The organism is Serratia sp. CY84636, assembly GCF_052166245.1.
GTDB lineage: Bacteria > Pseudomonadota > Gammaproteobacteria > Enterobacterales > Enterobacteriaceae > Serratia > Serratia nevei.
This window is the reverse complement of the sequence record NZ_JBJNOX010000006.1, coordinates 23,633-38,589: the sequence shown is the minus strand read 5'-3', so window position 1 is coordinate 38,589 and position 14,957 is coordinate 23,633. Positions and strand designations below refer to the sequence as shown.

General features: G+C 62.0%; 7 protein-coding genes and 1 riboswitch. Of the genes, 6 read left to right on the top strand and 1 reads right to left on the bottom strand.

Annotated features, from left to right (window positions below; all coding sequences use genetic code 11):
- Window positions 1–11 precede the first annotated feature (11 nt).
- Complete coding sequence (locus tag ACJ8QI_RS17185; protein ID WP_102985349.1) at window positions 12–1,445, top strand: capsule assembly Wzi family protein; 1,434 nt, start codon at window positions 12–14, stop codon at window positions 1,443–1,445.
- A gap of 61 nt (window positions 1,446–1,506) precedes the next feature.
- On the opposite strand, the gene pgi is transcribed toward ACJ8QI_RS17185, so the two are convergent.
- Entirely contained in the window at window positions 1,507–3,153 is a 1,647-nt protein-coding gene (pgi, locus tag ACJ8QI_RS17180) for a glucose-6-phosphate isomerase (RefSeq protein ID WP_033639258.1), read from the bottom strand.
- Window positions 3,154–3,382: 229 nt separating this feature from the next.
- On the opposite strand from pgi, the gene ACJ8QI_RS17175 reads away from it, so the two are divergent.
- From ACJ8QI_RS17175 to ACJ8QI_RS17155, 5 genes are all read left to right on the top strand, one after another.
- A complete protein-coding gene (locus tag ACJ8QI_RS17175; RefSeq protein ID WP_089186514.1) occupies window positions 3,383–5,191 on the top strand; it encodes a cation:proton antiporter in 1,809 nt (602 codons plus the stop codon).
- A gap of 52 nt (window positions 5,192–5,243) precedes the next feature.
- Window positions 5,244–5,438, top strand: a riboswitch (Lysine riboswitch).
- 108 nt (window positions 5,439–5,546) lie between these two features.
- On the top strand, window positions 5,547–6,914 hold the full coding sequence (gene lysC / locus ACJ8QI_RS17170; RefSeq protein ID WP_219228871.1) for a lysine-sensitive aspartokinase 3: 1,368 nt from the start codon (window positions 5,547–5,549) through the stop codon (window positions 6,912–6,914).
- A 138-nt stretch (window positions 6,915–7,052) separates the two neighbouring features.
- Entirely contained in the window at window positions 7,053–7,970 is a 918-nt protein-coding gene (panS, locus tag ACJ8QI_RS17165) for a ketopantoate/pantoate/pantothenate transporter PanS (protein WP_197834575.1), read from the top strand.
- Window positions 7,971–8,355: 385 nt separating this feature from the next.
- Window positions 8,356–10,035 (top strand): ShlB/FhaC/HecB family hemolysin secretion/activation protein, encoded by a 1,680-nt coding sequence (locus tag ACJ8QI_RS17160; protein WP_412008531.1) that lies wholly within the window; start codon window positions 8,356–8,358, stop codon window positions 10,033–10,035.
- Window positions 10,036–10,084: 49 nt separating this feature from the next.
- Window positions 10,085–14,911 (top strand): hemagglutinin repeat-containing protein, encoded by a 4,827-nt coding sequence (locus ACJ8QI_RS17155; RefSeq protein ID WP_442532858.1) that lies wholly within the window; start codon window positions 10,085–10,087, stop codon window positions 14,909–14,911.
- The last annotated feature ends 46 nt before the right edge of the window (window positions 14,912–14,957 follow it).

The following is a 14,957-nucleotide window of genomic DNA, read 5'->3' as shown; positions in this document are numbered from 1 at the left end:
GGGAATTCTTTATGCGCGCTAAACTTAACGGACTGGTCGCTGCGGGCCTGTTTACCTGTGCATTGTCCGGCCACGCCGCCGGCCTGGTAACCCCTGACAACGATCTGCGTAACGATCTCGCCTGGTTGTCTGACCGCGGCGTTATCAACGTCAGCCTGTCCACCTGGCCGCTGAGCCAGGAAGAGATCAGTTCCGTTATCGCGCAGGCCAAGCCGGTCACCAATACCGAGAAAAACGTCATCGACCGCGTGCAGCGCCGTGTCGATGCCTTGAAAGCCAACATCCGCGTCAGCGGTTACGCGTCAACGGATAAACCCGGTACCCCGCAGGGCTTCGGCCAAAATGAGTACGCCGACGATCGCCTGACCATCGGCGCCGGCGCCAACGGCGAGTTCTGGGACGTGCGTCTGCAGGGTTCGGTGGAAGGCGATCAGCGCGTCAGCGATGGCTCCAAATTCAATATGAACGGCTCCTACGGCGCGGTGAAAATCTGGAACCAATGGCTCTCCTTCGGCGAAGTTTCCCAGTGGTGGGGCCCTGGCTACGACGGCAGCCTGATCCGCTCCGACGCCGCGCGCCCGGTGGCAGGCTTTATGCTGCAGCGCGCCGACCAATCGCCGTTTGAAACCCCGTGGCTGTCGTGGATCGGCCGCTGGCAATACCAGCTGAGCGCCGGTCAGCTGTCACAGTACAGTTCAGTCCCGCATACCAAATTGTTTGGCGGTCGTTTCACCATGATGCCGACCGACTTCCTGGAATTGGGGGCGTCACGCGTCATGATGTGGGGTGGTGAAGGCCGTCCGCATTCTTGGCGTTCCTTCTGGGATGGCGTAACCGGCAACGACAACACCGGCGATCCGAAAAACGATCCGGGCAACCAGCTGGGCGGTTTTGATTTCAAACTCAAACTGCAGCCGCTGATCGGCATGCCCGTCAGCCTTTATGGCCAGATTACCGGTGAAGATGAAGCCGGTATGCTGCCATCGCACAACGCCTACCTGCTGGGGCTTGAAGGGCATCCTGAGTGGGGCCCAACGACCATCAACTGGTATATCGAAGGGTCGGATACACGCTCCGACGGCCACGACAATAATGTGATGTATTCCCACTACATCTACAAAGGCGGTTACTATCAACAAGGCTACCCGTTGGGCCACGCCATGGGCGGCGACGGTCAAATGCTGTCCGGCCGCGTCGAGCTGGTGCTGGACGACAGCCAGCGCTGGAGCACCCGTTTAGTGTACGCGAAGGTTAATCCAAATAGCCGCTCGAACAACCAGGCGTTCCCGAAATCCGATACGTTGAAGGGCATTCAGGTCGGCTGGGGTTATACCTTCCCGTCTCAGGTTAAGTTCGATACCAGCCTGTGGTACACCGATAACGATCACAGCACCGCCGATGACGTGGGTGCGGGCGTCAGCTTCGAAGTACCGATCAACCTGTAATTTTTTGCAGACGTAAAAAAACCCGCCGCGGCGGGTTTTTTATTGGCTTCAGCTCAGGCGATTAGCGCCATTCCTTGAAGCGGTTGATCAGCGCATTGGTCGAGCTGTCGTGGCTGCTGATTTTCTCACTGCCCGCCAGCTCAGGCAGGATGCGGTTAGCCAGCTGTTTGCCCAGCTCCACGCCCCACTGATCGAAGGTGAAGATGTTCAGGATCGCGCCCTGGGTGAAGATTTTGTGCTCGTACAGCGCGATCAGGCTGCCCAGGCTGAACGGGGTGATTTCGCGCAGCAGGATCGAGTTGGTCGGACGGTTGCCTTCAAACACTTTGAACGGCGCCACGTGCTTGACCTGCTCAGGGGTTTTACCCTGCGCCGCGAACTCGGCCTCCACCACTTCCAGCGATTTGCCGAACGCCAGCGCTTCGGTCTGCGCGAAGAAGTTGGACAGCAGTTTGGCGTGGTGATCGCCCAGCGGGTTATGGCTGATGGCCGGCGCGATGAAGTCGCACGGCACCAGCTTGGTGCCCTGATGGATCAGCTGGTAGAACGCATGCTGGCCGTTGGTGCCCGGCTCACCCCAGATGATAGGGCCGGTCTGGTAATCCACCGGATTGCCGTTGCGATCGACGTACTTGCCGTTGGACTCCATGTTGCCCTGCTGGAAGTAAGCGGCAAAACGGTGCATGTACTGATCGTACGGCAGAATGGCTTCGGTTTCGGCGCCGAAGAAGTTGTTGTACCAGATACCGATCAGCGCCAGCAGCACCGGCAGGTTTTTCTCCGCCGGCGTTTCGGCGAAGTGCTTATCCATGGCGTGCGCGCCGCTCAGCAGCTGCTCGAAGTTGTCATAACCGATGGACAGCGCGATCGACAGACCGATCGCCGACCACAGGGAGTAACGGCCCCCTACCCAGTCCCAGAACTCGAACATGTTGTCGGTATCGATGCCGAATTCGGCCACCGCTTTGCCGTTGGTGGACAGCGCGGCGAAGTGCTTGGCTACGTGCTGTTGATCGGCGGCGCTGCTCAGGAACCAGTCGCGCGCGCTGTGGGCGTTGGTCATGGTTTCCTGCGTGGTGAAGGTTTTGGAGGCCACCAGGAACAGCGTGGTTTCCGGGTTCAGCGGCTGCAGCGTTTCGGCGATATGGGTGCCGTCGACGTTGGAGACGAAGTGCATGTTCAGGTGATTTTTATAAGGGCGCAGCGCTTCGGTCACCATGTAAGGGCCGAGATCCGAACCGCCGATGCCGATGTTCACCACGTCGGTGATCGGCTTGCCGGTGTAGCCTTTCCACTCGCCGCCGATGACGCGCGCGCAGAACTGTTTGATCTTGGCCAATACCGCGTTCACTTCCGGCATCACGTCTTTGCCGTCGACCAGGATCGGGCTGTTGCTGCGGTTGCGCAGGGCAATGTGCAGCACCGCGCGATCTTCGGTGCGGTTGATTTTCTCACCGGCGAACATCGATTTGATGGCGCCTTGCAGATCGGTTTCTTTCGCCAGCGCCTGCAGCTTCTCCAGGGTTTCCTGCGTGATACGGTTCTTGGAATAGTCCACCAACATTTGGTCGTTGAAGGTCGCGGAGAACCGGGAGAAACGATCGCTGTCCTGGGCGAACAGGTCGGCGATCCGTACGTCTTTCATCTGTGCATAATGTTGCTGCAGGGCTTGCCAAGCAGCGGTTTGACTAGGATTGATATTTTTCATAGCAACACTCTTAGGCTTGAGAATAAAAATGACGCGTTTGTCCGATTGTAGCCTGTTCGACTGTGATTATGATCTCTTTTCTTGCGATAGGCGCTAACTGTCAACGCATTGCCGCCTCGTTTCAGCTTTCACTCTATACTTTGGGCTAACGGCCTGTTATCGGGGTTGCCGAATTGTCATCAGGCTGTGTCATCGTTGCTTATTTCGTCATTTGAAAGGGATCTCGCTTATGGAATTATCCGCCCCGCTCATGTTGGTGCTTATCGGCCTGGCGTCGCTGCTGGCGCAGTGGCTGGCCTGGCTGCTGCGCCTGCCGGCCATTTTGCCGCTGTTGCTGTTCGGCATCGTGCTCGGCCCGACGGTGCATCTGGTGCAGCCGGATCTGCTGTTCGGCGATCTGCTGTTTCCGCTGGTGTCGCTGTCGGTGGCGATCATCCTGTTCGAGGGGGCGTTGACGCTGCGTTTCGAGGAGATACGCGGCCTCGGCGGCGTGGTACGCAATCTGGTCACCGTCGGCATGCTGGTTACCTTTCTGGTCATCAGCCTCGCCAGCTGGTGGCTGCTGGATTTCCCGCCGGAGCTGGCGGCGCTGATCGGCGCGGTGACGGTGGTGACCGGGCCGACGGTGATCGCCCCGCTGATGCGCGTGGTGCGGCCGAACGCCAACATTAACCAGGTGCTGCGCTGGGAAGGGATCGTCATCGATCCGGTCGGCGCCATCTTCACCCTGCTGGTGTTCGAATTCATCGTGCTGAAACAGAATGCGGAGTCCTATACCCACCTGTTTTGGACGCTGGGCGTGACCGCCGCCGTCGGCCTGATCGCCGGCGCGCTGTTCGGCTACCTGCTCGGCCTGGCGCTGCGCCGCGTCTGGCTGCCGCGCTACCTGCAGAACCTGGCGGTGCTGGCGATCATGCTGGCCGCCTTCGGCGTTTCCAACGCCATCGCCGACGAATCCGGCCTGCTGACCGTCACGGTGATGGGCATCTGGCTGGCCAACATGCGCGACGTCGATACCAGCGATATTCTGGCGTTCAAAGAGGAGCTGTCGGCGATCCTGATCTCGGCGCTGTTCATCATTCTGGCGGCGCGGCTCGACATCCAGGCGCTGTGGAACATGGGCTGGCCGCTGCTCCTGCTGCTGCTGGCGGTGCAGTTCATCGCCCGGCCGCTGTGCATCGCGGTGTCGACCTGGCGCTCTTCCCTGCACTGGCGCGATCGGCTGCTACTGTGCTGGATCGCCCCGCGCGGCATCGTCGCCGCGGCGGTCAGCTCGCTGTTCGCGCTGACGCTGCAGCGCAGCGGCTATCAGGGCGCCGACCGGCTGGTCACCGTGGTGTTCGCCATCATCATCGGCACCGTGGTGCTGCAAAGCCTGACCAGCGGCATGATGGCGCGCTGGCTGCGGGTGCAGCAGCAGAAACCGCGCGGCGTGCTGATCGTCGGCGCCAACAGCGTGGCGCGCATGCTGGCGCAGGCGCTGATCAAGCTAAACGTGCCGGTGATCGTCACCGACAGCAGCTGGGAATACTACCGTCAGGCGCGCATGGACGGCATTCCGGCCTACTATGGCCATGCCTACTCCGAACACGCCGAGAACTACCTCGACCTGAGCAATATCGCTCAGGTGTTGGCGCTGTCGCCCAACCGCCACCAGAACGCGCTGGCGGTCTACCACTTCGGCCATCTCTTCGGCGAGGATCACGTGTTTGCCATCCGCTCGGGAGCGCCGTTGAAAGGGCGCGGCGCCAGCGCGGAAAGTTCGCGTTTCCGCCGGCATGAAATTTTATTTAATCAGGAAGCCACCTACGGCCGCCTGAGCAGCCTGCTCGCCAAGGGGGCCACCATCAAAGCGACCAAATTGAACGAAAATTTCGGTTGGCTGGAGTATTTGGAGAAACATCAGGGCGTTATCCCGCTATTCAGCCAAAAGGAAGACGGTTCTCTGCAACCGATTGGCGCCGGTTCCACGCCCGCGATGCCCTGTACGCTTATCGCGCTGGTACAAGATGAAAATCCCTCACCGTCTGTACGTTGACAGAATGGCGATAACCGGCTATTCCTAACAGCCTACTTGCGCACCCGGTGCGCAAGCCAGAAGAGGCGCGTCGCCCAGGTAGAGTGTCAGAGGAGCCGTTTCTCCGTTGACGGCACCCGAGGGGGAGCGACGCCGAGGTACGATAATGGCCGGCCATTATCGTATCGACTACAGGGGCTGAATCCCCTGGGTTGTCACCAGGGGATCGCCCACAGGGCGATCGACAAGGTGGGGCGCTTCTGGGTGTATCGTAGCCTGACCTCTACGCCTGCCCCCTGTTTACCGCTCTCCCCTTGTGCCAAGGCTATGGAATTACAGTGCCCCCAAACGGGCATCCCTGACACGAGGTTTCTAGATGAACCAAGCAGCACCCCAGAATTCCACCGTGGTAGCCAAGTTCGGCGGCACCAGCGTCGCCGACTTTGAAGCCATGAACCGCAGCGCCGACGTCGTGCTGGCCAACCCGCAGGTCCGCCTGGTGGTGTTGTCCGCTTCGGCGGGCGTCACCAACCTGTTGGTCGCCCTGGCCGAGGGTTGCGAGGCCGACAAGCGCAATTACCAGCTTGATGAAATTCGCCGCATCCAGTACGCCATCCTCGATCGCCTCACGGCGCCGGCGGTGATCCGCGAAGAGATCGACCGGCTGCTGGAAAACATCGCCATGCTGTCGGAGGCCGCGTCGCTGGCCACCTCGACGGCGTTGACCGACGAGCTGGTCAGCCATGGGGAGCTGATGTCCACCCTGCTGTTCGTTGAAATCCTGCGCGCCCGCAACGTGCAGGCCGAATGGTTCGACGTGCGCAAAGTGATGCGCACCGACGATCACTTCGGCCGCGCCGTGCCGGACAGCGCCGCGCTCAGCGAACTGGCCCGAGCGCAGTTGCAGCCGCGCCTGCAGGAAGCGCTGGTGGTCACCCAGGGCTTTATCGGCAGCGAGCCGAAAGGCCGCACCACCACGCTCGGCCGCGGCGGCAGCGACTATACCGCCGCGCTGCTCGGCGAGGCGCTCGGCGTTGGCCGGGTGGATATCTGGACCGACGTGCCGGGCATTTACACCACCGATCCGCGCGTGGTACCGGCGGCCAAGCGCATCGACAAAATCGGTTTCGAAGAGGCGGCGGAAATGGCCACCTTCGGCGCTAAAGTCCTGCACCCCGCCACCCTGCTGCCGGCGGTGCGCAGCGACATTCCGGTATTCGTCGGCTCCAGCAAGGATCCGGCGGCCGGCGGCACGCTGGTATGCAACACCACCGAAAACCCGCCGCTGTTCCGCGCGCTGGCGCTGCGCCGCAAGCAAACGCTGCTGACGCTGCACAGCCTGAACATGCTGCACGCGCGCGGTTTCCTGGCCGAGGTGTTCAATATTCTGGCGCGCCACAACATCTCCGTCGATCTGATCACCACCTCGGAGGTCAGCATTGCGCTGACCATGGACACCACCGGTGCCACCTCCGTCGGCGGCAGCCTGCTGACCACCTCGCTGCTGACCGAGCTGTCGTCGCTGTGCCGGGTGGAAGTGGAAGAAAACCTGGCGCTGGTGGCGATCATCGGCAACCAGCTGTCGCGGGCCTGCGGCGTGGGCAAAGAGGTGTTCGGCGTGCTCGATCCGTTCAATATCCGCCTGATCTGCTACGGTGCCAGCAGCTATAACCTGTGCTTCCTGGTACCGGGCGAAGAAGCCGAGCAGGTAGTGCGTACCCTGCACCACAACCTGTTCGAATAAGTCATCCTGATTGCGGGCGCAGCACGCTGCGCCCCTGCATCTAAAAAATCCGTTTAAAACCGGCAGGGGTTCAGCATGTTGAACCCGCAAAAAACACAACCACACCCACCGTTCTAACTCTGGCTAAGGAAAACCTGCATGTTGGCACTCTTCACGCGCTTATTCCCCTTGTGGGCGATACTGCTGTCCGTCACCGCCTATTACACGCCGACTACCTTTACCGGCATCGGCCCCTACGTCAGCCCGCTGCTGATGCTGATCATGTTCGCCATGGGCGTCACGCTGCGGCTGGACGACTTCAAACGCGTGCTGGCGCGCCCCGGACCGGTGGCGGCCGGCATCTTCCTGCACTATCTGATCATGCCGCTGGCGGCCTGGATCCTGGCGATGCTGTTCCGCATGCCGCCGGATCTGTCCGCCGGCATGGTGCTGGTGGGCAGCGTGGCCAGCGGTACCGCGTCCAACGTAATGATCTACCTGGCCAAGGGTGACGTGGCGCTGTCGGTGACCATCTCAGCGGTCTCGACGCTGGTCGGAGTGTTCGCCACGCCCCTGCTGACCCGCCTGTATGTCGACGCCAAGATCAGCGTCGATATCATGGGCATGCTGCTGAGCATTCTGCAGATCGTGGTGATCCCGATCGGCCTGGGCCTAATCGTCCACCACACCCTGACCAAGGCGGTGAAACGCATTGAGCCGCTGCTGCCGGCGCTGTCGATGGTGTGTATCCTTGCGATCATCAGCGCGGTGGTGGCGGGCAGCCAAAGCCATATCGCCTCGGTCGGTTTGGTGGTGATCGTCGCGGTGATCCTGCACAACGGCATCGGTTTGCTCAGCGGCTACTGGGGCGGCAAGCTGTTCGGCTTCGACGAATCCACCTGCCGCACGCTGGCGATCGAAGTCGGCATGCAGAACTCCGGGCTGGCAGCCACGCTGGGTAAAATCTACTTCTCACCGCTGGCCGCTCTGCCGGGCGCGCTGTTCTCGGTCTGGCACAACCTCTCCGGTTCGCTGCTGGCGGGGTATTGGTCCGGCCGCCCTATCAAGAAAAAATAAACCGCCTGTAGGGACGCAAACAATTGCGTCCCCATTATTCTCTGCGAAATTTCGTATTTCCCACTGGTCGGATTGTCATAATTCCTCTCATCCCCTATCATCCGTGAAAAATAAAAATTCAGATTCTTCCTAACCATGCCGATAATGTTGGCAAGAGGAAGAGACGTTCTACTTTTTTTAATTAATTAAGTCGCCAGGGTTGCCCACCATAAAAGAAGCAGCCTAATTATTATTTAGATCTATACCCACCGTCTTATTTGCCGCGGCAAATCAAGATACCTCGCAATGTGCATGTCGCTCATTATTTCGGGCCGGCCGTCGGCCGCCCGTGGTTAACCTCATGGATTGGGCGGGCTGCCCCGGCGGCCTCTCATAATGGATTACAATGATAAAAAAAATAACCGCCTTGACGCTGTTGGTCAGCACGGCCCTTTCCGCCGAAACCCTGCCGGACGCCCACATGATGCGGGATATGTCGATGGGGGAGTCGCGCCGTGCGTTGCAAGACAGCACGCGTGAAGTCAACCAGTTGATTGAGCAACGCCGCTACCAGCAGCTGAAGCAGCAACGCTTGCTGGCGGAGCCGGAACCGCCCGCGCCCGCCCTGCCGCAGTCCGCGCAGTGCCTGCCGATCGCCGGCGTTTATCTGCAGGGCGTCACCCTGCTCTCGCCGACCGATTTATCCGCCCTGAGCGCGCTGCCGGAAAACTGCATCAGCAGCAATGATATCAATCGCCTGACCCGCGAATTAACGCGCCTTTATGTGCAGAAAGGCTATATCACCGCGCGCGTGCAAATTGTTCGCCCTAATTCACAGGGAGAATTGGGGTTAAGCGTCACCGAAGGATTTATCGAGAAAATAGAAGGCGGCGATCGCTGGGTCAACAGCCGTTTATTATTTCCGGGGCTGGAAGGCAAGCCGTTGAAATTAACCGAGCTCGACCAGGGATTGGATCAGGCCAACCGTTTGCAATCGAATACCACCAAGCTGGATATATTGCCCGGCCACCAGGTTGGCGGTTCGGTCATTCGTTTGCGCAATCAACATGCCAAGCCCTGGCTGATTACCGCCGGCACGGATAATTACGGCCAAAAAAGCACCGGCCAGTGGCTGGCGCGCACCACCGCCACGCTGGACAGCCCGTTCGGCCTGTCGGACTTCGTCAGCCTGAACGCCAGCAGCACGCTGGAAAACCCGGCTCACCGCTATAACCGCGCCTATACCCTGCTCTATTCGCTGCCGTACGGCGCGTTCACCTTCAGCGGGTTCGCCAGCTTCTCGTCCTATGAGAACCACCAGCAACTGCCGCACAACGTGGTCAAACTGCACGGCCAGACCCAACAGTACGGGCTGCGCAGCGACTATGTGTTTTACCGCGATCACGATCAGATAGACAGCCTGAGCGGCCAGTTGACCTACAAGCGCATCGACAACTACTTCGAAAGCGTGCGCCTCGAAGTCAGCAGCCCCACGCTGACCCTGGCCGAGCTGAGCGCCAGCCACCTGCAGATTCTGCCCAACGGGGTGTTCAGCGCCAACCTCAGCGTCGAACAGGGTCTGCCGTGGTTGGGGGCCGATCGCCACCCGAGCTCGGTGCACCTCGACAGCCAGTTCACCAAGGGCAAGCTGTTCGCCAACCTCAGCCAGCGCCTTCACCTGGGCGAGGCGACCTATCAGCTCAACAACCTGTTCTATGGCCAGTACAGCCGCGACCCGCTGCCCGGCGTGGAATGGCTGAGCCTTACCGATCGCAGCGCCGTGCGCGGCTTTAGCCGCAGCACCCAGTCCGGCGACAACGGCTGGTATCTGCAGAACACGCTGTCGCGCAGCTTCAATCTGGGCGCCACCACGCTGACGCCGCGCCTCGGCGCCGACGTCGGCCGCATTTTGCCGCGCCAGGACAACTCGGGGTGGCGCAGCAGCGCCGGCCTGAGCAGCGGCGCCACGTTGCGCTATCGGCAGGCGCTGGTCGATCTCGAGGTCAGCCGCGGCTGGATCTTGTCAAATCACGCCACGCCGGAAGATCCCGTTCAGGTACTGGCGCGCTTTTCTTACACCTTTTAATTAATCAGCAGTTTTGCAGGACCCCACGGCAATATACGGAGAGACATGGATGAAAAATAATAACTTCAGGCTTTCAGCAGCGGGCAAACTGGCCGCCGCGCTGGCGATTATTCTCGCCGCTTCCGCCGGCGCCTATGCCGCGGAGATCGTGGCGGCCAACGGCGCCAACGGCCCCGGCGTTTCCACCGCCGCAACCGGCGCGCAGGTGGTCGATATCGTCGCGCCGAACGGCAACGGGCTGTCGCACAACCAGTATCAGGACTTCAACGTCAACCAGCCCGGCGCGGTGCTGAACAACTCCCGCGAGGCAGGGCTGTCGCAGCTGGCCGGCCAACTGGGCGCCAACCCCAATCTGAGCGGGCGCGAAGCCAGCGTCATCCTCAACGAAGTGATCGGCCGTAACCCTTCTCTGCTGCACGGCCAGCAAGAGATCTTCGGCATGGCGGCCGACTACGTGCTGGCCAACCCGAACGGCATCAGCTGCCAGGGCTGCGGGTTCATCAACACCAGCCGCTCCTCACTGGTGGTCGGCAACCCGCTGGTGGAGAACGGCCTGCTGCAGGGCTACAGCACCCTGGATAACCGCAATACCCTGAGCCTCAACGGTACCCTGAACGCCGGCGGCGTGCTGGATCTGATCGCACCGAAGATAGACAGCCGCGGTGACGTGATCGTACAAGACTTCACCCACCGCAACGGCAGCGTAACGCCGGCGGCGATCAACGCCATCAGCGGCCATAACCGCGTGGCGCGCGACGGCAAGGTGCTGGCCAGCGTACAGCCGACCACCGCGCTGGACAGCTACTACCTCGGCAGCATGCAGGCCGGACGCATCAACATCATCAACACCGCGCAGGGCAGCGGCGTGAAGCTGGCGGGCACGCTGGCCGCCCGCGACGATCTCAAGGTGAAGGCCTACGATATTCGCAGCGAAAGCCGCGTTGACGACGCCAGCAGCAACCGCAACGGCGGCGACAACTACCAGAACTACCGCGGCGGCATTTACGTCAACGACCGCAGCAGCAGCCAGAAGCTGACCCGCACCGAGCTGAAAGGCAAGAACATCAGCCTGGTGGCGGATAACCACGCGCACCTCACCGCTACCGATATTCGCGGCGAAGACATCACGCTGCAGGGCGGCAAGCTGACGCTCGACGGCCAGCAGCTGAAACAGACCCAGGGCCACACCGACGACCGCTGGTTCTACTCCTGGCAATACGACGTCACCCGTGAGCGCGAGCAGCAGCAGCAGGCAGGCAGCACCGTCGCCGCCAGCGGCAGCGCCAAACTCGTCAGTACCCGGGAAGACGTGAACCTGTTGGGCGCCAACGTCAGCGCCGATCGGGCGCTGAGCGTCAAGGCGGCGCGCAACGTGCACCTCGCCGGACTGGTGGAGAAGGATAAGTCCACCGAACGCGGCTACCAGCGCAATCACACTTCCAGCCTGCGCACCGGCAGCTGGAGCAGCAGCGACGAAAGCGAAAGCCTGAAGGCCAGCGAACTGCGCAGCCAGGGGGCGCTGACGCTGGAGGCCGGCAACAACGTCGCGACCCAGGGCGCCAAGCTGCACGCCGGCCGCGATTTGACGGTCAATGCCGGCAACCAAATCCAGATCGGGGTGCAGAAAACCGCCAACGCCAAAGCGGTGCGCGATGACAAAACCTCCTGGGGCGGCATCGGCGGCGGCGACAACAAAAACAACAGCAACCGTCGCGAGGTCAGCCACGCCTCCGAACTGACCAGCGACGGCACCCTGCGCCTGAACGGCCAGCAGGGCGTCACCATCACCGGCAGCAAGGCGCGCGGCAAGGAAGGCGGCCTGGTCACCGCCACGCAAGGTGGCCTGCGCATCGACAACGCGCTGAGCACCACCGTGGACAAAATCGACGCGCGCACCGGCACCGCCTTCAACATCACCAGCAGTTCACACAAGGCCGACAACAGCTACCAGAGCAGCACCGCCAGCGAGCTGAAGTCTGATACCAACCTGAAGCTGGTCAGCCGTAAGGATACCGACGTCATCGGCAGCCAGGTCACCAGCGGCGGTGAGCTGAGCGTGACGTCACAGACCGGCAACATCAACGTCAAGGCCGCCGAACAGCAGCAAAAAATCGATGAGCAGAAGACCGCGCTGACCGTCAACGGCTACGCCAAAGAAGCCGGCGACAAGCAATACCGTGCCGGTTTGCGCATCGAACACACCCGCGACAGCGAAAAAACCACCCGCACCGAAAACCGCGCCTCGACCCTCAGCGGCGGTAGCGTGAAGCTCGAGGCGGAGAAGGACGTGACCTTCAGCGGCTCCAAACTGGTCGCCGACAAAGGCGACGCCAGCGTCAGCGGCAACAAGGTCTCGTTCCTGGCGGCCGACGATAAAACCACCTCGAACACCGAGCAGACCAAGATCGGCGGCGGTTTCTACTATACCGGCGGCATCGACAAGCTCGGCAGCGGCGTGGAAGCCGGCTACGAGAACAGCAAAACGCAGGCGCAGAGCAGCAAGGCGGTCACCTCCGGCAGCGACGTCAAAGGCAACCTGACTGTCAACGCCCGCGACAAGCTGACCCAGCAAGGCGCGCAGCACAGCGTCGGCGGCACCTACCAAGAGAACGCCGCCGGCGTCGATCATTTGGCCGCCGCCGACACCGCCAGCAGCACCACCACCAAAACCGACGTCGGCGTGAACATCGGCGCCAACGTCGATTACAGCGCCGTGACCCGCCCGGTCGAGCGCGCGGTCGGCAAGGCGGCCAAGCTGGACGCCACCGGCGTCATCAACGACATCGGCGGCATCGGCGCGCCTAACGTCGGCCTGGATATCGGCGCACAGGGCGGCAGCAGCGAAAAACGCAGCAGCAGCTCGCAGGCGGTGGTCAGCTCGGTGAAAGCCGGCAGCATCGACATCAACGCCAAAGGCGAAGTGCGCGATCAGGGCACGCAATATCAGGCAAGCAAAGGCGCGGTCACGCTGACGGCGGACAGCCACCGCAGCGAAGCTGCAACGAACCGCCAGGAAGAGCAGAACCGCGATACCCGCGGCAGCGCCGGCGTGCGCGTCTACACCTCCACCGGCAGCGATCTGACCGTGGACGCCAAGGGCGAAGGCGGCACCCAGCGCAGCAACAGCAGCGCCAGCCAGGCGGTGACCGGCTCGATCGACGCGGCCAACGGCATCAACGTCAACGTGAAAAAAGACGCGGTCTATCAGGGTACCGCGCTGAACGGCGGCAGCGGTAAAACCACCGTCGACGCCGGCGGCGATATCCGCTTTGATCAGGCCAGCGACAAACAGAGTGAGAACCACAGCGGCTTTAACGTCAAGGCCTCGGCGAAGGGCGGCTTCACCGCCGACAGTAAAAACTTCGGCGCCGGCTTCGGCGGCGGTACCAACAAAGGCGAAAGCAGCGGCAGTACCGCACAGGTCGGCAACGTCAGCGGCCAACAGGGCGTTGAACTGAAGGCGGGCCGCGATCTGACGCTTAAAGGCACCGACGTTAAAAGCCAGGGCGACATCACCCTGAGCGCGGGCAACAAGGTCGCGCTGCAGGCGGCGGAATCGACCCAAACGCGCAAGGAAAGCCAGCTGTCCGGCAATCTCGATCTGGGCGCCGGCAGCAGCGACAGCAAGGAAAAAACCGGTGGCAGTCTCTCCGCCGGCGGCGCGTTCGACATCGCCAAGGTGAATGAGTCCGCGACCGAACGCCAGGGCGCTACGCTCGCCTCAGACGGCAAGGTCACCCTGTCCGCCGGCGGCAAAGGCGATGACGCGCTGCATCTGCAGGGCGCCAAGGTCAGCGGCGGCAGCGCCGCGCTCGAGGCGAAAAACGGCGGCATCCTGCTGGAGTCCGCCAAGAACGAGCAGCATAAGGACAACTGGAGCCTGGGCATTAAAGCCAACGCCAAAGGCGGCCAAACGTTCAACAAGGACGCCGCCGGCAAGGTCGATCCGAACACCGGCAAAGACACCCATACGCTGGGCGCCGGTCTGAAGGTCGGCGTGGAACAGCAGGATAAAACCACCCACGCCAACACCGGCATCACCGCGGGCGATGTGGCGCTCAACAGCGGCAAGGACACCCGCCTCGCCGGGGCGCGCATCGATGCCGACAGCGTACAGGGCAAGGTAGGCGGCGATCTGCACGTTGAAAGCCGCAAAGACGTCGAGAAAGGCGTGAAGGTGGATGTGGATGCCGGGCTGAGCCACAGCAACGATCCGGGCAGCAGCATCACCTCCAAGCTGTCGAAGGTGGGCACGCCGCGCTACGCCGGGAAAGTGAAAGAGAAACTGGACGCCGGGGTGAACAAAGTGGCCGACGCCACCACCGACAAATACAACAGCGTGGCGCGTCGCCTCGATCCGCAGCAGGACACCACCGGCGCGGTCAGCTTCAGCAAAGCCGACGGTAAAGTGACGCTGCCGGAAACGCCGGCCGGCGAGAAACCGCAGGGCCCGCTGTGGGATCGCGGTGCACGCACCGTCGGCGGCGCGGTGAAAGACAGCGTCACCGGGCCGGCGGGCCGCCAGGGGCAGCTCAAGGTCAATGCCGACGTGGTGAACAACAATGCGGTCGGCGAGCAATCGGCGATTGCCGGTAAGCACGGCGTGGCGCTGCAGGTCGGCGGCCAAACCCAACTCACCGGCGGCGAGATCCGCAGCCAGCAGGGCAAGGTGGAACTGGGCGGCAGCCAGGTCAGCCAGCAGGACGTCAGCGGCCAACGTTATCAGGGCGGCGGCCGCGTCGATGTGGCGGCCACGGTAGGCGGCCTGGCCGCCGGTGCGGCGAAACAGGGCGTTGACGGCAACGTGCCGTTCGCCAGCGGCCATGCCTCAACGAAACAGGCGGACGCCAAAGCCGGCGTGTTCAGCGGCAAATAACGCGCCTCTCCTAGGCAATGCCCCCGGTGAAAACCGGGGGCATTTT